The organism is Selenomonas sp. oral taxon 136, assembly GCF_001554015.1.
GTDB lineage: Bacteria > Bacillota > Negativicutes > Selenomonadales > Selenomonadaceae > Centipeda > Centipeda felix.
This window is the reverse complement of sequence record NZ_CP014239.1, coordinates 1,386,525-1,403,531: the sequence shown is the minus strand read 5'-3', so window position 1 is coordinate 1,403,531 and position 17,007 is coordinate 1,386,525. Positions and strand designations below refer to the sequence as shown.

Annotated in this window: 17 protein-coding genes and 1 pseudogene; 2 read left to right on the top strand and 16 right to left on the bottom strand. The window is 54.1% G+C overall.

Annotation, left to right across the window (positions count from 1 at the left end):
• Positions 1-94: 94 nt before the first annotated feature.
• The 10 genes from rbsK to AXE86_RS06730 form a co-directional block, all read right to left on the bottom strand.
• On the bottom strand, positions 95-1,027 hold the full coding sequence (gene rbsK, locus AXE86_RS06775) for a ribokinase (protein ID WP_061945808.1): 933 nt from the start codon (positions 1,025-1,027) through the stop codon (positions 95-97).
• Positions 1,024-2,058, bottom strand: coding sequence for a LacI family DNA-binding transcriptional regulator (locus AXE86_RS06770; protein WP_061945807.1), 1,035 nt, complete (start codon positions 2,056-2,058; stop codon positions 1,024-1,026). Before AXE86_RS06770 ends, rbsK begins: the two co-directional genes overlap by 4 nt.
• A gap of 10 nt (positions 2,059-2,068) precedes the next feature.
• Positions 2,069-3,214, bottom strand: coding sequence for a M20 family metallopeptidase (locus AXE86_RS06765; protein WP_061945805.1), 1,146 nt, complete (start codon positions 3,212-3,214; stop codon positions 2,069-2,071).
• A 14-nt stretch (positions 3,215-3,228) separates the two neighbouring features.
• The gene (locus AXE86_RS06760; protein ID WP_061945803.1) at positions 3,229-3,975 is read right to left on the bottom strand and encodes a glutamine amidotransferase; all 747 of its coding nucleotides are present in this window, start codon (positions 3,973-3,975) and stop codon (positions 3,229-3,231) included.
• Between the two features lie 12 nt (positions 3,976-3,987).
• Entirely contained in the window at positions 3,988-5,250 is a 1,263-nt protein-coding gene (locus AXE86_RS06755; RefSeq protein WP_061945801.1) for a M20 family metallopeptidase, read from the bottom strand.
• A complete protein-coding gene (locus AXE86_RS06750) occupies positions 5,243-6,064 on the bottom strand; it encodes an energy-coupling factor ABC transporter ATP-binding protein (protein ID WP_009441478.1) in 822 nt (273 codons plus the stop codon). Before AXE86_RS06750 ends, AXE86_RS06755 begins: the two co-directional genes overlap by 8 nt.
• Complete coding sequence (locus AXE86_RS06745) at positions 6,064-6,912, bottom strand: energy-coupling factor ABC transporter ATP-binding protein (protein WP_061945799.1); 849 nt, start codon at positions 6,910-6,912, stop codon at positions 6,064-6,066. The genes AXE86_RS06750 and AXE86_RS06745 overlap by 1 nt, the downstream gene beginning before the upstream one ends.
• The gene (locus tag AXE86_RS06740) at positions 6,900-7,715 is read right to left on the bottom strand and encodes an energy-coupling factor transporter transmembrane component T (RefSeq protein ID WP_232294857.1); all 816 of its coding nucleotides are present in this window, start codon (positions 7,713-7,715) and stop codon (positions 6,900-6,902) included. The genes AXE86_RS06745 and AXE86_RS06740 overlap by 13 nt, the downstream gene beginning before the upstream one ends.
• Positions 7,716-7,772: 57 nt before the next feature.
• Positions 7,773-8,354, bottom strand: coding sequence for a hypothetical protein (locus AXE86_RS06735; RefSeq protein WP_009441481.1), 582 nt, complete (start codon positions 8,352-8,354; stop codon positions 7,773-7,775).
• A 112-nt stretch (positions 8,355-8,466) separates the two neighbouring features.
• Complete coding sequence (locus tag AXE86_RS06730) at positions 8,467-9,048, bottom strand: hypothetical protein (RefSeq protein ID WP_061945798.1); 582 nt, start codon at positions 9,046-9,048, stop codon at positions 8,467-8,469.
• 520 nt (positions 9,049-9,568) lie between these two features.
• Between AXE86_RS06730 and AXE86_RS13585 the strand changes: the two genes are divergently transcribed.
• Positions 9,569-9,712, top strand: a complete 144-nt coding sequence (locus AXE86_RS13585; protein WP_157064427.1) for an IS3 family transposase — start codon at positions 9,569-9,571, stop codon at positions 9,710-9,712.
• 102 nt (positions 9,713-9,814) lie between these two features.
• Here AXE86_RS13585 and AXE86_RS06725 read toward each other — a convergent pair whose 3' ends face one another.
• Both AXE86_RS06725 and AXE86_RS06720 read right to left on the bottom strand, forming a co-directional pair.
• Entirely contained in the window at positions 9,815-10,369 is a 555-nt protein-coding gene (locus AXE86_RS06725) for an autotransporter outer membrane beta-barrel domain-containing protein (RefSeq protein ID WP_061945797.1), read from the bottom strand.
• 126 nt (positions 10,370-10,495) lie between these two features.
• Positions 10,496-13,486 carry a beta strand repeat-containing protein gene (locus AXE86_RS06720; RefSeq protein ID WP_198145245.1) on the bottom strand — a complete coding sequence of 997 codons (2,991 nt, stop codon included), beginning with the start codon at positions 13,484-13,486 and terminating at the stop codon, positions 10,496-10,498.
• Here AXE86_RS06720 and AXE86_RS06715 point away from each other — a divergent pair.
• A pseudogene (locus tag AXE86_RS06715) lies at positions 13,467-13,961 on the top strand (succinate--CoA ligase subunit alpha); the annotation flags it as partial. The gene AXE86_RS06720 and the pseudogene AXE86_RS06715 sit on opposite strands and share 20 nt — an antisense overlap.
• Positions 13,962-14,019: 58 nt before the next feature.
• Here AXE86_RS06715 and AXE86_RS06710 read toward each other — a convergent pair.
• The 4 genes from AXE86_RS06710 to AXE86_RS06695 all read right to left on the bottom strand — a co-directional run bounded on the left by AXE86_RS06710 (position 14,020) and on the right by AXE86_RS06695 (position 17,004).
• On the bottom strand, positions 14,020-14,337 hold the full coding sequence (locus AXE86_RS06710; protein WP_009753632.1) for a type II toxin-antitoxin system RelE/ParE family toxin: 318 nt from the start codon (positions 14,335-14,337) through the stop codon (positions 14,020-14,022).
• The gene (locus AXE86_RS06705; protein ID WP_009753631.1) at positions 14,321-14,635 is read right to left on the bottom strand and encodes a type II toxin-antitoxin system RelB/DinJ family antitoxin; all 315 of its coding nucleotides are present in this window, start codon (positions 14,633-14,635) and stop codon (positions 14,321-14,323) included. Before AXE86_RS06705 ends, AXE86_RS06710 begins: the two co-directional genes overlap by 17 nt.
• Before the next feature lie 313 nt (positions 14,636-14,948).
• Positions 14,949-15,767 (bottom strand): DUF6630 family protein, encoded by an 819-nt coding sequence (locus AXE86_RS06700; RefSeq protein ID WP_061945794.1) that lies wholly within the window; start codon positions 15,765-15,767, stop codon positions 14,949-14,951.
• Between the two features lie 112 nt (positions 15,768-15,879).
• Positions 15,880-17,004 (bottom strand): M20/M25/M40 family metallo-hydrolase, encoded by a 1,125-nt coding sequence (locus AXE86_RS06695; protein WP_061945792.1) that lies wholly within the window; start codon positions 17,002-17,004, stop codon positions 15,880-15,882.
• Positions 17,005-17,007 lie beyond the last annotated feature (3 nt).

The following is a 17,007-nucleotide window of genomic DNA, read 5'->3' as shown; positions in this document are numbered from 1 at the left end:
ACGACACCATCCCCCACCGCATTCCGGCGGGGGATGGTGTCGTGCCTTTCGACAACCATAAAAGCGCAAGGAATCTTTTCCCTGCGCTTCAATCCTAATTTTTGAGAGACTCCGTACCGCCTCCCGTGATAAATCGCTCCACATCTCCGCGGGTTGGATATGATGACTGCGCACCTCGCTTCTGTACCCCCAATGCAGCAAACGCATTCGCCCACCGAAGTGCATCTCTGACATTTTTCTCCCGTTCATACACGGCAGCAAAGCATCCAATAAAGGAATCTCCCGCACCGGTCGTATCCACTGCCTCTACCACAAATGCTGGAATCAATTCAGCTCCACCTGCATGCAGCCAAAGAACACCCTTTGAACCGAGTGTTACAATAACATTTTTCATCCCCTGTGCAAGCAGAATTGCTCCCGCCTCCTGGATGGCATCCATCGTGTCGACCACATGGTTCGTGAGAATCTCCAACTCCGTCTCATTCGGCATGAAAAAATCACAGCAAGAGATACGTGCCATATCCAGTTCCGTGCTGGCAGGCGCCGGATTAAGCAAAATAGGTACACCATGCTCCCGCCCAAAGGAAACAGCATGATAAACGACATCGTAGTCGACTTCTAACTGCAGAATAATCATCGAACACTTCCGCAAATCCTCTGCTGCACGCTCAATATCTTGAACGTTGAGCAGGGCATTCGCCCCCTTATGGATCAGAATGCGATTTTGTGCCGTATCATCCACCCAGATGCTGGCGGTTCCATTGGGAGCATCAACGTGCTTTATGTAATCTCCTCGGATTCCCTCTGCACGCAGATGTACATCGATATCCTGTCCGAAAACATCTGTGCCGACAGCAGTCAGCATCAGAATATCCGCTCCCATGCGTGCAGCAGCCACAGCTTGGTTGGCACCTTTCCCGCCATACGCGATCGAAAAATCCTTCATTGCAAGCGTCTCGCCCGGCTCTGGCATTCGCTGTACATAGGAGATTAAATCCATGTTGTTGGAACCAATCACGGCAATCATTCCGGCTTTCCTCCCGCTTCTCTAAGTTTTTGTGTGCTTTTTCGAATCTCGATGGTGGGATCAAGAATCACACGCCGAGGTTTTGTGTGACGAGAAATCTCCTGCAGGATGAGATCCCCTGCTTTATTTCCCATGGTATATGCCGGCTGACGGATAGAGGTCAGCGGAACGGCGATAATCTGTGAGAAAAAGATATCGTCAAACCCCATAACGGAGATATCATCCGGAACTTCAATTCCCTGATCCTTCAAGGCATTGATCGCACCGTATGCCATCATGTCATTCAAACAGAGAATCGCAGTGGGAGCCTTGGGGAGAAGAACAGGTATGGAGGCATAACCGCTACGGTAACGAAAATCCCCTTCAACAATCAGCGCCGGGTCATAGGAAACCCCATGCTGTTCCAGCGCTGTCGTGTAGCCGCGCAGACGATCGTCATTCGTCTTGAGCCCCAACGGACCACAAATACATGCAATCCGATGATGTCCTAGTGAGAGCAAGTATTCCACGGCCATATAAGAAGCTTTGTAGTTGTCGATCGAAACAGTGCTGAACCCGCCAGGTTCGTTAAAGCAATCGATGAGAACGACCGGCCGATTCATCTTTCTGAGTGCCGAGAGCGTCTGTCTCTCTTTCTCCCCCAAGGTTTCCGATGACATGATCATAACCAAACCGTCAACCATCTGAGTATTCATCATATTGACGGAAGACAGTTCCAAACGGTGCTTGTCATTGGAGTTGCCGAGCATCAGGTTGTACTCATTTTCATGGAGCTTGTCTTCAAGCCCCTTTACAATCTCCGAGAAGAATACATTCGTGATATCCGGAATAATGAGACCGATGGTCTTCGTAATGTTTTTTACCAAACCGACGGCAAATTTATTCGGGTGATAGTCCATTTTCTTGGCTGTATCCTCGACCAGTTTGCATTTTTCCTCAGAAATACGGTGGGGTTTCCCATTAAGGACCAAAGAAACAGTGGTCGTCGAGAGCCCAGTCGCCTTCGCAACATCCTTCAGCGTTGTAGCCATCTTCCAATCCTTAGTCAAAATACGCACGCAGCAGTTCATCATAGCAAACAACGGCAGCAAGATATTTGTTCGTCTCAACGAATTCATCCGCAATGTGTGCGCAATCATCCCGTCCAGGGCCGAACTGAATGCATTGAAGTTTCGAGCAGTGACGAATGAAGATCGATGCATCCGAAAAAAACTTAATTCCCTTATGCATAGGCATCACCCCCGTGCATTTATGCACTATTTTCCGGAGGGATTGGACGGCAGATGCCTCTGGGTCGATCGACACGGGACTCCGATCGTTCAGGACATCAAGGCTTATAACAGCACCTGTGTGCCCCCCACAGACCTCGCAGCAGATGCGCTTTATCTGCTGCAGAGCATCTTGGTTCGACAGATTCGGCGTCGTTCGAATATCAAGTGTCATCGTACACCGATCCGCTACCATATTCTCCTTTACACCGCCGGAAATTCCCGAAAGCGTGCAGGTCGCGTGCCCGAGCAGTGCATGATGAAACCCCTCAACATATTTGCGTATATTTGTGTACGCTTCATAAGCAGCATCAACAGCATTGACGCCTTTCTCAGGATAGGCACCATGTGCCGTCTGGCCCTGTACATTGAGTCTGACCCACAGCGTCCCCTTGGAGCATATACCGATCGCATTATCCGTCGGCTCTGCAATATATAGAATACCGCCTTGGAGCGGGAGCTCCGCCGCAATCGTCTCAGCTCCGAGTCCTGACGACTCTTCATCCGCCGTCAATGCGAGGTAGATATCTCCTCTGGGCAACTCTTCCCGCTGTGCAGCGGTGCGAAATGCGCAGAGCATTGCTGCGAGACCGCTCTTCATATCGCTCGTTCCGCGACCGTACAGGAGATCTCCCTTCTGCGTGAGCTGATCGGGCGGGAATGACCAACGCTCCGGATCACCGAACGGAACTGTATCCATATGACCGCAGAGAATCAAGGGAGGTTCCTTCCCCGTACCAACAATCCTGGAAACAAGACTGGCTCTGTCCTCTCCGCAGGGTACGATATAACTCTCAGCAGCACTGCCGTCCAAAAGTCCCTTGATTTTTTCAGCGAGCCGTTGTTCATTGCCCGGTGGATTTGTCGTATTGGTTTCGACAAGCATCTTTAGGACGGACAGTGCCTCATCACGATCCATCGTTTTTTCCTCTCTCAATTTGTCAGATAGTCAAAGATTCCCTTCCAGAGCACATTATAGCCTTCCCATGCAAGGAATTCCTGCGGCCCCCAGTGCGGTGCGCAGTCCGAGGTAAAGACAGCCGTCTTCCCCTTCCCGAACTGTCCGAATGCGACCAGAGGGTCTCCACCGATCGTAATGGGAACATCACATCCCTCACGCGGAAGGACCTTGTTGTACCCAAGGAAATGCGGCCACGGATTTGGCAGGGAAGCCAATGCCGGATGCGGAGCCACAACCTGCGGAGTGATGCCCTCCGGATGCTCTGCGCGGTCGTCACCGGGAATACAAACAATGGGGAGAATGTCCTGAACTGCGGTCTCTCCGTAACGCGCTTTCCCATCAATACCGGAGAACGACATATAACCGCCTACCATGAGGAAGGAGCCGCCCCCTTGAACATATTCCGCAATCGACTGGCAGCGGTTCGGAGCTTTGACACCGCGCTTAAAAGTATCATCCGAAAGCAACAGTGTATTCGAGCCGATATCGGAGAGCACAACGCATGCGTATTCAGAAAGTTCCTCCGCTGTACGGGGAAAGCGTTCCGCAACATACTGTCCTGGGAGATAGACGAGTTCATAGCCGGCCTTATCAATCGCCTTCGCTAGGAACTCAATCCCCTCTTCATACACACTTGTCACAAAAGTGTCAAAGCCCTTCACATGGGTGGTAAAACTCGTCCACGATTCCCCCGCTACCAATATTTTCTTCATTTCCATGATAACTCCTCCTTACGCGCAATAATTCATGATCAAATTCGCATATATCTTTATGGCATCAAGGTATTGCTTGATCTCCACATACTCATTCACTGCATGGCACTGTGCAAGCCGTCCGGGACCGTATTGAAGCGTCGGACACCCCGCGATATTGCGCCACGTCCGAGAATCGCACCCGGCAGGAGAGCCGACAATACGGACAGGTTTGCCCATCGCCCGCTCATAGGAAGTCTTGAATGCATCGACAAAAGGATGTGCTAAATCCATCTCGAACGGATTCCCCGTCTGATAAATACTGATCTTCGGTCGATGCTCCCTGAGCCACTCATCGCCGTCTGCACAGCGCATTACGGTATCCGTATAGTCCTTGACGACCTCATCGTGCGTCATGCCAGGAAGATAGTGCACACAAAGCTGTATGCAGCAGTAGTTCGGAACCGTAGACCCCGCTTCACCGCCCTGAATAACACCGACATTCCCCGATGGAGGCGGAAGCAGAATATGTTTATGTGTCAGGAGCCAGCGATGTTCCAGTTCCTCCAGAGCGCGCATAATCTTGACAGTCTTATCGATGGCATTCACGCCACCGATCTTCAAACCCGAGTGGACGGCAACACCCTCTGTCTCGATTTTGAAAAAGACCCATCCCATATGGGCGGCAACCAGTTCATAGTCCGTAGGTTCACATACAACGACGGCATCTGCCTTTTGCCCATGCATCGCCGCAACGAGAGAGCCGTTGCCCCCGCCCTCCTCATCACAAACCGAGGCAAATTTGACCGTACCAGGCAGCTCAAGCCCCGCATCCTGTATCGCCTTGACTGCCATGACCGCTCCCATGAGCCCTGCTTTCATATCACAGGCACCGACGCCATAGAGTCGTCCGCCCGTGATGATGCCGCCATAGGGATCGTATTCCCATTTCTCTGGATCGCCGACGGGCATCGTATCAATATGACCGTTGAAGAGAATGCTCTTCGATCCGCAGCCGGTAAATTCCGCATAGACATTGAACCGATCATCATAAGCATGACCGAGATTTCCCTCATGATATTTTTCCCGACACGCTAGGATGACATCCTCCGTCAGAGGATCCTCAACGATACGAGAAGCTCCCATGGAGGAAAACAGCTGCTTCATATACAGCTGTCCCTCTTTTTCACGTCCGCCGCCGATGCCGTGCTCTATATCGTGCGTATCGATCTTCACCAACTCCACGAGATACTTCACATACTCATCTGCGTGTGCATCAATGAATTTCATCAGTTTATCCATGCGGGACACATCTCCTCTCCTGTAGATAGGACACAAATTCCGAGCGATGAAGGATTGTTTTCTCTAACCCGATCTTATGGGCAATCGCTCCAATCTGTGGTCGCGTAATTCGTGCCTCTTTGATAATGTCATCGCGGCTGAATATATCCTCCGGCCGCCCGTCCGCGATAATATGCTTATTCGCCATGACAACAACACGCTCAAACGCACTGACAACGAACTCCATATCGTGCGTTATGACAACGACCGCCGTATTCTCTCGCTGCAGATGGTCCAAAATATCGCACAGGATCGCAATATGCCAGCAATCCTGTCCTGCAGTGGGCTCATCCCAGATCGTATAGCGCGGCTTTGTCGCAAGTACCGCCGCGATCGTTACAAATTTTCTAGTGGAGTAGGAAATATCAAAGGGGTTCATATCTCTGCACTCTTCGAGCCCTGTGAGGCGCAGAACTTCTTCCGTGCGCCGCCCGATCTCATCCTCCTCCATGTGAAAATAGCGCGGCATATACTCGATCTCTTTCACTACTGTACTGTTGAAAATCTGCTCATCCGGATTCTGAAAGACATACCCCACCATTCTCGCAACTTGGGCAGTCGTCCGATCCTTGGTATTGATGCCGTCCACCAGAACATCTCCCTGTGTCGGTCGGTTGAGCCCATTCATCATCTTGACAGCTGTCGTCTTTCCTGCACCGTTCTGTCCAACAATGGCGACGCGCTCGCCGGGCCGCACGGTAAGGTTCAGCTGCTCATTTGCCAAGAATCCGTTCGGATAGGAGAACGAAACATCCTTCAGTTCAATACCTTCCATTAGAATCCCCACCCTTCGCGGATCATGCGACAGCATTCCTCATCTGTAATCGGAATAGAGGGCAACGGAATCCCAGCCTCTGCCAATTCGTATGCCAGCTGCGCAGCCTCCGGCAGCTTCACGCCGAGTGCAGGAAGCCCAACATCAGACAGAACTTCCTGAGTTGTCCCGCATTTTAGGATACTGCCGTCTTTAACAACAAGAACCTCATCACAGTAGGCCGCAATCATATCGATTTTGTGCTCCACGAGAATAATCGTCTTATCTCGTTTCTTCAGCTGCTCAATGATCCGAAAGATCTGCTGTGAGCCTTCTGGATCCAGCTGCGACGTTGGCTCGTCAATGACGAGAATATCGGGATCCATCACGATGATTGAGGCAAATGCGACACGCTGCCGCTGACCGCCGGAAAGTTCCGTCGGATTGTTCTGTGCAAGATGACCGATATCGAGCAGCTCCAATACCGCAACGACCCGCTCAACAATCTCCTTCGGCGGAATGCCCAAATTTTCCAGCCCCAGTGCGACCTCTTCAAACACCGTCTTTTTGACTCCACTGATCTGCGTAAAGGGGTTCTGAAAGACATATCCAATGTCCACAGAAAGTGCATCAACATCCATCTCGGACATATCCATCCCGTCATATAGAACGTGTCCCGAAAATTCCCCTTTGTAGAAATGAGGAATCAGACCGCGAATCAGACTACATAGGGAGGTCTTACCGCCGCCATTCTCACCGATCACACCGTAAAAACGGCCTTTCTCAAACGTAAAGGACACATCGTTCAGTGCCTTCTTATTCGACAGGGCATAGGAAAACGACACATGCTGCAGTTCTATCCGATCCATGTGTAAATCCTCCAAGCTATGAGGGCCAACAGAGCCAGATCAAACGTCCAAACGACGAGCTTTTCGGCGAGCGGCGGCTCCTTCAGCAACATCAGACTCGTATGCTTTGTCGGCGACGAGAACGCTCGCGCGTCCATTGCGATCGTCTTTTCCTCAGCATTGGAAATCGCACCGAGAACCAGTGGGCCGAGAATCGGGATAAAGGCCTTCGCCCTCGTCATCATGCCACCCTCCGTCTCGATGCCCCTGCATTTCTGCGAGTCCATAATCGTCTGCGCGGATTTGCCCAGATCAATTATCGTCTGAAATGCCGACAGCACGATGTAGGAGAATGTATGCGACATGCCTTTTTGCTCAAGCACCCAGACGAGTTCCTCCATCTCCGTCGTCTTGATGAAAAGGATGAAAGCACCACTGAACGCCATCACGAGGCCAGCCGATATAAGTCCCAGATGAATGCCCTCGGGGGTCACATGAATCCCTCCCAGTTGAAAGAGCACCTCAGAACCGTTCGTAAAAGCCGCGCGCACGAGAAACAACAAGGACGCGAAGAACACGACAATTTTCCAATATACCGAAACAAAAGATCTCAACCGGCCTGCGCACGCGGCAAGCAATACCATCACCCCGGAAAGGATAAATGCGTACACAATGTCAAACAGAATGAATGCCGATACCGTAAGTGACGCTAAAATGTTGGCCTTACTCATCGGATTCATATCGAGCAGCACATTTCCCTTGATACGAGGGCGCAGAAAGGTATCTGTAAACGACCAGTCCAAGCGGTTCATCTCCTCTCTCACGCTAAGATCAGCTCCTCAGCACCGTCGAACGCTTTATTTGACGCTGCAGCGGCGCGCTCACTTCTTCGACGGGAGAATATAGTCGCTCATTGGCAGCTTTGCCAGGAAGTTCAAGGGCATGCTCTTAATGATAAAGTAGCAGACCAGAACGCTCAGCGTCTTATCTACCAGTCCGAACGTAAAGGAACTAACCGCCACGGCAACTGGAATCGACAGACCCATTGTCATTAGCCCGGCCGCCAGAAGGCTGTTGCCGTCTCCCATGAACCCGCCAAACAGGATAACATCAATTGGCACAGCCATTACGGTCGTAACGATCGCTACGAGAATGCCGAGAATGACGGCTTTCTGGAAGGAAAGGAAGAATCCCCTCTTTGAAAAATATGTCCCCATCAACGCCATTGCAAAACCGACAATCATATAGGGCAAAACTGTCGGAAGCGAAATGGCATTGATGATCTGTGTGATCGCCGCAACAATCAGTCCCGGCACAAGCCCACAAATACCTCCGATCAGGATGGTTCCAATCCCATCCAGCCAAATCGGCAGCTTCAGCAGAAGAGCAATCTGCCCGCCGACAACATTGACGGCAATTCCCACTGGAATCAAAAACGCCGTCAGCTTTCCAACGCCTTTCATGTGGTACCCCCTATTTCAAGCTAAACCGAACTGTTTTCTTTCATGGCCTCTTACAAAACAGGTGCATATATTTGATAAATCGTTTTATCTAAATATATGCACCATCTTTTCCTTACTGTTTGCGCGGAAGAATATACTCACTCATCGGCAGTTTGGACAAGAAATTCAGCGGCATACTCTTGATAATGAAGTAACAAGCCAGCACGCTCAAGGTCTTATCCACAAGGCCGAATGAAAACGAACTGATCGTCACCGCAACAGGAATCGACAAGCCAAGACTCATCAACCCCGCCGCAACGATGCTGTTGCCAGTCCCAATAAAGCCGCCAAAGATAATAACATCCATCGGAACAGCCATCGCTGTCGTAACAATCGCTACAAGGACACCCAGCAATACAGACTTTCGGAAGGAAAGAAAAAAGCCTTTCTTCGAAAAATATGCCCCCATTGCGGCCATTGCGAATCCGACGATCATGTAGGGCAAAACCGTCGGAAGGGAAATAGCATTGATAATCTGTGTAATCGCTGCAACAATCAATCCCGGTACGAGGCCACAAATACCTCCAATCAGAATGGTTCCGATCCCATCCAGCCAAATCGGCAACTTCAGTAGGATAGCGATCTGCCCTCCGACAATATTGACTGCGATTCCTACCGGAATCAAAAAGACAGTCAGTTTTCCAATGCCTTTCACAGTGCATCACTCCCATCTTGATAAAACGTTGCTCTGCATGCCGATAAAACAACCTATCTCAATCATTTTCCATGTGCTCTTATTTGATAAATCGTTTTATCTAAAAGAATAATAGCACATCCGAAGAATTTTGTAAATCATAATTTTAAGATTTTTCTATATCTTGGTGCCATATTCATTGTAAAGGAACCACCGACAACTGGACAATCTCATTCTCCGATATATGCATCTCTTCTCTCGATCATGCTCATTTGATTGATATGAAAATACAAGACACGACTCATGCTTGTCATTCAGGAAAAACATAAAGATTACAGGTATCCCTTCTTTGGGCACACAATCAATCACAAGACAGTGTAGTGGATTTACACCCTATCGGCGTACATTAATTAGAGAAGGACATTCAGATAAAGTCGTATATGAAACAATGGAAATAGGAAAGGACTGTTGCACAGAAGGGAAACCGTCTAGATAACAGTGATGGAAAACTTCTCCGGGGCTCTTAGCAAGCGATTTACTATTGTTGTACTTACCCATAGCTACGAGGAACTCAAGACCAGCAATTGCGGAATATATCGTCTACCATAGCGACCACCGCCGCATCAAGGAATCTCTCGGTTGGCTCAGTCCTGCACAGTATCGCCGCAAACATCTCGCCGCATAGCAAAAAGCGCAGGATTTTGCTTTCCTACGCTTTCATGTCTAACTTTTTGGGGTCACTACAAAATTGTGCTGTCCCGTTTTTCATGATGCGTGTGTAACTCTCTTACAGTGCCCAGTTCACCTGCAGACCGCCTGTGATGCCGCGGCGTTTGCCCGTCATGCCCATGAGGTTGAGTCCATAGCTGACGTTGCTGCCCGGGCGGGCGAAGCGGTAGCCGAGTTCGAGGATGCCCGTGCCGCCCTTCAGCGTCGGTGTCGGAGTGCTGTACCCTGCATAGGAGGCACGCGCATCTCCATCAAACTCGTACTCGTAGGCGAGTCCCGTATAGAATGATCCGCCTGTGCCATTCTGCTTCGTATAACGTGCACCGACGCGCAGGCGCTGGGAGTCTACGTCATCAAAGTCGTAGAGATCACCTGAGGTCAGCCGCTCACTGCCTCCGTTCTGGTGCGTGTAGAAGTACTTCGCATAGGTCTCGATGGTCCCGTTTCCGAGTTTCTTCTCCTGCCCGATGCCGATGTGCGCGGCGTAGTAGGTGCTGCTCATATCGTAGCCCGCATGACGGCCTGCGATGTCTCCCGTGTAGTCGCTCTTCGCGCGGCCGACACGCACGCTGCCCTCAATATAGGGGCCGTTCTCTGCGGCTGACTTCGCCATAACGCCCGCGCCGATGTAGCTCGCCGTACCGTCGCCGTACGTGCCGTCATCCAGATAGGAGTCGTAATTTCCGTGCCCGTACTCGACAAAGGGACCGTACGTGAGCGTGTTGCGCTCCGATGCCTTCTACCGGGCAAAGCCGAGATTGAGGTTCCAGCCCTTCGCGTCGACATGGGAACCGGTATCGAGGCGGACGGCAGAGCCGCTTTGTGCCGCCAAGAGATGATAGGTCTGGTCATTTGCCGTGCTCTGTGCACCCGCTCCTGTCCCCGCGTCGGCGGCGTTCACAGCGGCGTTCATGCCGCCGCCCGCGAGAAGATCTGCACCGCTGTTAATGAGTGCGGCAGAGGCGGCACGGGTCTCAACAAGCGATTTTGTCTGCGGGTTGAGGTCGGTGTCGCTGACGGTGGCGATGAGTTCGTTGTCCCCCTGTCTTGCAAGGTTAAAGCGATATCTCATGCTGACGCCCTGCATACCCGTCGTCTCATTCTTGAGTTCCGCGTCCGTAGTGAGTGTCTTGCCGTCCGCAATCTTCAGGAGGCTGATGGTGTCGCCCTTCGCGAGAACGCTGTGGTCACCCGCGATGCCGATACCGACTTTCACTCCACGGATATCTTTGTCGGCATTCGCTGTCAGGGTGAGCATCGGGATGGTATCCGCCGCTGTGCGCTCCTCAGGAACATAGAAATGCAGGTTCTGTACGCCTGCGAAGTCGGCAATCTTCGTCCCTGCCGCGTGGATGGCGAGGGTGTTATCCTTGCCGTCCGGGTTCGCCTTCATACCAAGCGGCGAAGCGGTATCCTCGATGGCACCGCCGAGGACAATGCCGTCGATCTCCGTGCCGCGCAGATGAATCGTATTGTGGTCAGTGACAGCAGCAGCATAGCCGCCCACGACGGCCTTGTTTGCGATGCCGTTCTGGATGTGCACCGCACCGATGTCGACAATGTTCTCGCTTGCTGCACCGGTGCGGGATTGTCCGCCGTAGATGTTGTCCGTGACCGTGCCGCCCGTGATGGTAACGATGTTCTTTATCGCATCGCCTGTCGTCGCATCACCACCATAGACTACATGCGCCGTGCCGTCTTTCAGTTCGACACGGTTGCTCTCTGCACTCGCGCCGTAGCCGCCCGTCAGTGTGTCCACCGGCGCAGCCGCACCGTCCATGAGGACGCCGTTTCCTTTGACGGCACTCGTCCCATCCGATTTGCCGCCATAAACGAGGCCGCCGCCGCCGCCCGCTGCGGACAGCGTGAGCATGGTGTCACCGTTCTGGACGGCATTGGTCGGTGTGAAGGTGTATTTTTCAAAGTTGCGCACCTTCTTGACCTCGAGATTCTTTGCCGTTACGTTCAGCGTATTGCCCGCGATCTGTGCATCGCTGCTGCCAAGAACGGATGCCTGATTGCTCGTGTTGACGTAGCTCGTGCCCCAGACCTCTGCCCCCGTGAGCGTACCGCCGCCGAGTGTGACGGTATTGCCGTTCGAGCTGCTCGTCAGTTCGTGCGTATACCCGCCGACGATCTGTCCCGTGACCGTGCCGCCCTCGACCGTGACCTCATTGCCCGTCGCCAAGGCGTTCGCCCCCGAAACGGATCCGCCCATTGCGTTCGTGACCGTGCCGCCCTTGATGAGGACATGGTTCTTTTCCGCAACGCCGCCCGCCTTTACAGTTGCACCGCCAATGGCATTCGCAATCGTTCCGCTGCCCGTGCCCTCGACGACAACCCAGTTGTCCCGAACATCCGACGCGGCCTCTGCCTTGCCGCCATAGGCGGCATTCAGTCCCGTCGTCGCAGTGCTCGCAATGGTGAGAGTATTTCCCTCCGCCGTGTGACCGTCCCTGCGTGAGACGCCGCCCGCGACTTCGCCGTTCGTCACGGGGTTCGTGCCGTCATACGTCCAGCTGCTCTTACGGAAACGGCTGGTGCTGAGCTTGACCGTGGTTGCAGAATGCACCGATCCTGCCCCCTTGTCCGTATCGGTACGCAGGATTGCCTCATAGTCGGCGTTCGGGTCATTGACAAGGTCGCGCACATCGTAGTTCTTGAACTTGAGCGCGTTCGCCGTATCTGCCTTAATGAGTGTAACCTCACCGTTCGGATTGCCCGTCTGTCCCCTCGTATCCACGCTGACGTTGTTCCAGTCGATTTCTCTGCCAAAGCCGCCGTTTTTGAGCGTCAGCATGGTGTCGCCGCCGCCGATATTGCCCTTCAGCTTGAAATTGTATTTGTCAAAATTGTCGACGCTCTTAACGGTAATGTCCTTGCCGCGCACGTTCAGCACGTTATTGTTGGCGGTACTGTCCGTGCTGTTGTCGCCGTGTACCTGCGCATTCGTGAGGTCAGCCGCATACGTGCCGTCCTCCGCGCCGGGGTTCACAACATTGTCCGTTGTCCCGCTGCCGGGGCCCTCTGTCGTCTTGCCGCCGTAGACGTTCGCCGCCTGCATCGTCGTGCCGATGGTGCCGCCCGTGATGGCAACGGTATTTTTCTCCGCACGGCCATTGCCGCCGACAAGATTATTGCTCGGGTCAGTCATGTAGGTTGCGCCGCCGTAGACACTTTCCGTCGTGCCGGCCGTCATGGTGACGCCATTTCCCTCGACCGCTGCCTCATTCTCAGCGAGTGCACCGCGCAGGATCTCTGCCGTGCTGGCCGCACCGCCAAAGTCGACGGTATTTCCGCTCAGCTTTCCCTTGCCGTTGCTGTCTGCACCGGCAAGCTCTGCCGCCGTACCATTGGTGAAGACGACTTTATTTCCTGTCATCTCCACTGTACTGTCCGTGTTGTCAAGATAGCCGCCCGCGACATACCCCGTCGATGTGCCGTCGTCGAACTGCACCTTGTTGTTCGTAACCGCACCCTTGCCAAAGGTATATCCGCCATAGAGCAGATGCGTCGTGCCGTTCTTCATGTTGGCGGTGTTGTGATCGACTGCACCCGTGTTATCCTCGGCACTCGCCATGCCGCCGTAGACCTCCTCCACGAGATCTGCGGCATTTGCCATATCGCTGGTGACCGTGTTCGCCGTGACATCGCCCGTCGTGCCCTCGTTCCTGCCGCCGTAGGCATACTTCGGATCGTCCGCACCATGCACGCCCTTCACCGTCAGCAAGCCCGGCCACGTCGGACTCATCTCGCGCTCCGGCACCCTCACCTACGAGGCGGCATTCCAGCTCACGAACGCGGGCATCGGCCAGACGACCACCGTCGGCATCGGCGGCGACCCCGTCAAGGGCACGGACTTCATCGACGCGCTCCAGCTCTTTAAGGACGACCCCGACACCTACGCCGTCCTCATCATCGGTGAGATCGGCGGCACGGCCGAGGAGGACGCGGCGAAGTGGATCAAGGAGAACATGCCGAACAAGCCCGTCTCCGCCTTCATCGCAGGACGTCAGGCGCCTCCGGGCAAGCGCATGGGTCACGCCGGCGCCATCATCTCCGGCGGCAAGGGCACGGCGGCGGACAAAGTCGCAGCGCTCAACGCGGCAGGCATCCCCGTCGCGGACACCGTCGCCCACATCGGCGAGACCATGGTCGCACTCCTCAAGGAAAAAGGCCTCTACGACAAGTGCCACACCTGCTAAGCAGCAGAAAAGCAGCGAATCCCCCGCACACGATGTGCGGGGGATTTTTGCGTGCAGTCTATGGCATAAACGCACGATCTATATCTCTGCCACCATAGATGACGCGAAGGATGGTAACTTTTTCCTGCGCTGTGTCTACCGTGTAGAACACCTCGAAATGATCCACGGGCATGATGCGGACTTGCGGATATCCCGCAAAGTGTTTCGGGTATGCGCGAAATCGCATCGGCAGCTCTGCAAGACTGAGAATCTGTTTTCTGATCCGCGCAAGCTGTGTATATGCGTTCTCCGGTGCTCGCAAAGTATCCGAAATATATCGAAAGAGATTTCTAAGATCTGCCGCCGCCTGAGATGAAACATCAACCCGATACTGCATGATGTCCCTCCATCATCTCCGCAAACACTTCCTCCGCTGGACGGACTCTGCCTGCCGCAAGGTCTTCTAAGCCCTTTTTCAGTTCGCACTCGAGCTCTGCCTCACTGAGATCGGCACGATGGAGCGGCCGTGTTGCCTCCTGTTCCTTCACAGAGAACGGCAGCCCACGATGGATGAGGCACTGACGCAGGAATACATTGACGGCGGTGGAGAGATCGAGCCCGAGATTCTGGAAGAGTGCCATCGACTGTGCCTTGACATCAGCATCAATACGGATCTGTGCGGATACGGTTGCCATAGGATCACCTCCTTTTTACATTCGATAGGCCTATTATATCGTTTTTGCGGTACAACGTAAACAATTTTTCAAAAGATGTCGCCCAATCTTCTGCGACCATATTGGTGGAACAACCCCCATCGAGGAAAACTCCATGATCATTGCCCCGAGTGATGCGAAGGTCTCGCGCCCCCCCTGTGCTGTCGCAGGCGAGCGGGGGCGGGCGTCGCACAAAAAGCGCGATTTCTCACGAGATAGAAAAAGGCGCAGGCAAATGCCCACACCTTGCTATGTAAATGCAAATGAAACGATGATTTCAGGCTTTTTTCACGCCTCACATCTCCTCCGCGCGTGCGATGCGCTGCAGAAGTGTCTCTGCGTATTCCTGCGCACGGCGAAACTCCTCCATGGACAGAATGAGCAGCACGTAGTCATCCGTGCCGTTGTCCATCCCCGCGAGCAGCGTATCCGTCCACTGTGCGTTTACCTCCTCACACCACGCGGGGACGCCGTATTCTGCGTGGAGTGACGCCGGCAGTGAGAGCGCCCGTCCCGCGACGAGCTCCTCCAGTGCCGCGACGAAGTCCTCCTTCGCCGTTCTCGTAGCCAGTACGACAGCCCGCCCGCAGGAGATCATCTCCTCCGAGAGCTCATACCACGCATCATTCCACGCGTCGCTCTCCTCGGTATGCGTCGGCAGCTCCACGCGGCGGCAGAACGCCTCCGCGTGTTCCGCTCCGAGCAACATCTCCGCCAGTGCCGTGAACGCCGTCTTTTGCTCTGCGCCGCTCGTCGCGTGCACCTCTTGATATCGCTCTTTGGGCGGCAGTACCCTGCGCTGCACAAACGCCCGCATGATCGCGGCGGCTTCCTCGTCACGCAGATCAGGGATCCCGTAGGTTTTTCCGTCGATCGAGAGAGAGAGATTCACCGTACCGTGCACACGCCCGCGCGTCGCCTTCATGCGTGTACATCCCTCAATCGCCTGCGGCGGGTATAACTCCACGTACATATTGACACCGTCCCGCATCGCCGCGAGATGATTTTCGATGGCAACAATATGGAATCCGGATCTGTTGTATATACTGCTCTTCAGCCGCCACGTCTCGTAAGTATGAAAGATTTTTTCCTGCATCCACTGATAAAGTCCCATGGCATATCTCCTGTTGCACCATAATGGATGTTCCTCGGTGCCCCAATCGTAAGTGCACAAATGCACGAAAAGACACAGATAACGCATCCGTGTCTTTTCGTGTATTCTCATATCAGCCCCGCGCGATCTCCTGTACGATCGCGAGAGTGAGCTCTGCCGCATCATAGAGATCCTGTACGAGGATACTCTCCGCCTTCGTGTGGCAGTCCGTCATGCCGACGCCAAGGACGGTGGTCGGCACGCCGTAGGCGTTGAAGTGGTTCGCATCCGAGCCGCCGCCCTCCTCCTCGAGCACGACGGGAAAATTGCACTTCTCCGCCGCGCGCCGCAGGTAGCGGATGGGCAGTGCATCGGCGGGCAGCTCGTACGGATCATAGTCCTTCTTGATCTCGATCTCGGCGCGGCAGCCTGTCCCCTCAAGCGCGCCGTGGATGGCGTCCACCATGCGCTGTGTGAGGGCGTCGAGCTTCCCCTTGTCGCGGCTGCGCGTCTCGAAATCCAGCGTGCAGAACTCTGCGACGACATTCGTCGCCGTACCGCCCGCGATCTTGCCAACGTTGCAGGTCGTCTCCGCATCGATGCGCCCCTGTGGGACGGCCGTGAGCACACGTCCCGCCGCCGTGATCGCGTTCTCTCCCGCCTCGGGGTCGATCCCGGCGTGCGCCGCCTTGCCGATGATGCGCACCGCCAGCTGGTTCTTGCCCGGTGCCTTAAACGCCGCCGTCCCCGCGTGCCCGTGGGTATCGAGCGTATAGCCAAAATCCGCGTGGAGCAACGCCGTATCGAGACAGCGCGACCCGTTGACCCCGCCCTCCTCGGCGACGGTAAAGACGATCTGCAGGTCGCCGTGCGGGAGATTCTGCTCCTTGAGACAGCGCAGTGTCTCGAGAATGGCAGCGACGCCTGCCTTGTCGTCCGCACCGAGAATGGTCGTGCCGTCGGAGCGGATCACGCCGTCCTCGACGATCGGCTTTATATTGGCACACGGCTCCACACAGTCCATGTGCGCCGTGAGCATCACGGTCGGCGCATCCGTCACCGTTCCCTTAAAATTCGCGACGATATTGCCGCAGCTGCCGCCAAGGAACTTCCCCGCAGCATCCTCGTGAATCTCCGCCGCGCCGAGCTCACGCAGGCGCGCCGTTAGGAGATCGCCAATCTCGCGCTCATCGAGCGTCGAGCAGCGGATGGAGACGAGATGCAGGAAATCGTCCAAGACTCTTTGTTGATCGATCATGAG